The 3,065-nt window shown below is 63.8% G+C and carries 2 protein-coding genes; both read right to left on the reverse strand.

Annotation, left to right across the window (positions count from 1 at the left end):
- Positions 1-1,985 (reverse strand): methyl-accepting chemotaxis protein (locus C1H69_RS12030; RefSeq protein ID WP_102653655.1); only part of this gene is annotated, 1,985 nt, incomplete at its 3' end.
- 36 nt (positions 1,986-2,021) lie between these two features.
- The coding region (locus C1H69_RS12035) for a methyl-accepting chemotaxis protein (protein ID WP_240609924.1) at positions 2,022-3,065 on the reverse strand (1,044 nt) is incomplete at its 5' end.

Below are 3,065 nucleotides of genomic sequence, written 5' to 3' on the forward strand. Positions count from 1 at the left end.
TGCTCGGCCTGGTGCCGCAGGTCGCTGGCCGCACGGGCGCTCTGCTGCACGCGCTCGGCATTCTGCTGAGTGACCTGGTCCATTTCGGTGATGGCCTGATTGATCTGGCCGATGCCGCTGCTCTGTTCCTCGGAAGCCGCCGTGATCTCACCCATGATGTCGTTGACCCGGGAAGACGCCGCCACGACTTCCGCCATGGCGCTCTCGGCCTTCTGGACCTGGGCCGCCCCTTCCCTGATCTCGCCGGCCGAGCCGTCGATCAGCTGACGGATCTCCTTGGCCGCGTCCGCCGAACGTCCGGCCAGGCTGCGGACCTCTTCCGCCACCACCGCGAAGCCGCGACCCTGTTCGCCGGCACGCGCCGCCTCCACCGAGGCATTCAGTGCCAGGATGTTGGTCTGGAAGGCGATACCGTCGATGACATTGATGATGTCGGTCATCTTGTTCGAGCTGGCGGTGATGCGCTCCATGGTCTTCACCACGCCGTTCATCAGATCGCCGGTATCACGCACGCGACCGGCGTTGTCCAGCGCCAGGCCACTGGCTTGCCGGGCATTGTCGGTATTCTGCTGCACCGTGGTGGTCATCTCCTCCATGCTGGAGGCCGTCTCCTGCAGCGAGGCGGCCTGCTGCTCGGTACGGGCGGAGAGGTCCTCGTTGCCACGGGCAATGGAGCGGGATGCCGGGTTCACCACCTCGATCCCCTGCTGCACGCTGTAAGTCGTGCTGTAGAGGCTCTTGCGCATGATGTCCATCGCCCTGAGCAGGACCCCGACCTCATCACGCCGTTGATCCGGCGAACGTGCCGCCAGGTTGCCCGAGGCGACCTGCAGGGTGAAATCCACGGCCCGGCGCAGCGGACGGTTGATGGACCCCATGGTCCAGAGACCCAGCAGGATCAGGAAGGCGACACCGAGCGATACCGCAATGACCTGCCCCTTCAGTATCAAGGCTTGTTCTTGTGCGGCCTGCTCGGCCAGTTCGTCGGCAAAGGCCAGCTTGCCTTCCACCAGGATATTGATGCTTTGCCCAATCGCCTCGACTTCCACCCGCAGCACGTCATTGAAAGCCTCATAGGCAGCAAAACCGCTGCCCTCGATGAGCGCAGCCATGGTTGGCTGGATGCCATCCTCGATAGCGACATCGAGCTGCCCGTCCAGAGTGACTATCTCCGGCTGGGACACGTCCTCGTCATCGAGGAAGCTTTGCCAGGACGCCTCGATTCGTTCCGTGATCCCGACGACCTCATCGGCGAGTTCATGCACCTGCTCCGTCCGCAATGCACGGGGATTACGCACCGGGCGCTCCAGATCGACCATGAGCTGGCTCAGCAACTGGTCGATCCGCTGCAGGTCGGCGATATCCTGTACGCCGTTATTGTTGAGCTGCGCCACTCGGTCACCCGAGACTTGCAGGCCGTAGAGGCCTGCCGCGCCGCTCAGCAACAGCAGCAGCACGGGAACCAGCGTCATGATGACCAGTTTGGCACGAATGGTATGCAGGTTGAGTCGAGCCAACAGGCCCAGCGGGCCACGCCGTACGAGTTGGCCTTGCCTGAACGTCCACCGCCTGGCACGCCCTTCGCGAATGCGTCCATAGGCGCTCTCCAACGTCTCGACGAGGGCCGGATCGGCCTTGGTACGCACCGAGGTGTACCCCTGACACTTACCGTCCTCGAGGATCGGCGTAATCGTCGACTGGACCCAGTAGTGGTCACCATTCTTGCGACGGTTCTTGATCACCCCTTGCCAGGTCTCGCCGGCCTTGAGGGACCTCCATAGATCGACAAACGCGGCGGACGGCATGTCGGGATGCCGGATCAGGTTATGCGGCGCGCCGATCAGCTCGTCATGGCTAAAGCCGCTGACTTCCACGAACGCCGTGTTGGCGTAAGTGATATGCCCCTCTAGGTCGGTACGAGTGATCAGCAGGTGCTGGTCATTCAACTCGTATTCACGCTGGGTTACTGGCCGATTGTCGCGCATGGTTATTGTCCTTTGCCGCCTTGTATGGGTCCCCATCTAGAACGTTTCCCACTCCTCCTCGGCCACCGACCGGTTCCCGGTCGAAGCTCGCCTGATGGGGAGAGGGTCGTGCTGCAAGGCTGGCGTATTGGCCGGCTTTTTGTGGTTGCCGGCTCGTGGAAGCGCTTCGGCCTCCTGGTCGACCGGCACCCTTTCGGGTCCGGCCCCCTGCAAGCGGAAGACTCGAATGGTCTGGGCCAGCTGCTCGGCCTGGTGCCGCAGGTCGCTGGCCGCACGGGCGCTCTGCTGCACGCGCTCGGCATTCTGCTGAGTGACCTGGTCCATTTCGGTGATGGCCTGATTGATCTGGCCGATGCCGCTGCTCTGTTCCTCGGAAGCCGCCGTGATCTCACCCATGATGTCGTTGACCCGGGAAGACGCCGCCACGACTTCCGCCATGGCGCTCTCGGCCTTCTGGACCTGGGCCGCCCCTTCCCTGATCTCGCCGGCCGAGCCGTCGATCAGCTGACGGATCTCCTTGGCCGCGTCCGCCGAACGTCCGGCCAGGCTGCGGACCTCTTCCGCCACCACCGCGAAGCCGCGACCCTGTTCGCCGGCACGCGCCGCCTCCACCGAGGCATTCAGTGCCAGGATGTTGGTCTGGAAGGCGATACCGTCGATGACATTGATGATGTCGGTCATCTTGTTCGAGCTGGCGGTGATGCGCTCCATGGTCTTCACCACGCCGTTCATCAGATCGCCGGTATCACGCACGCGACCGGCGTTGTCCAGCGCCAGGCCACTGGCTTGCCGGGCATTGTCGGTATTCTGCTGCACCGTGGTGGTCATCTCCTCCATGCTGGAGGCCGTCTCCTGCAGCGAGGCGGCCTGCTGCTCGGTACGGGCGGAGAGGTCCTCGTTGCCACGGGCAATGGAGCGGGATGCCGGGTTCACCACCTCGATCCCCTGCTGCACGCTGTAAGTCGTGCTGTAGAGGCTCTTGCGCATGATGTCCATCGCCCTGAGCAGGACCCCGACCTCATCACGCCGTTGATCCGGCGAACGTGCCGCCAGGTTGCCCGAGGCGACCTGCAGGGTGAA

This window comes from Billgrantia endophytica (assembly GCF_002879615.1).
GTDB lineage: Bacteria > Pseudomonadota > Gammaproteobacteria > Pseudomonadales > Halomonadaceae > Halomonas > Halomonas endophytica.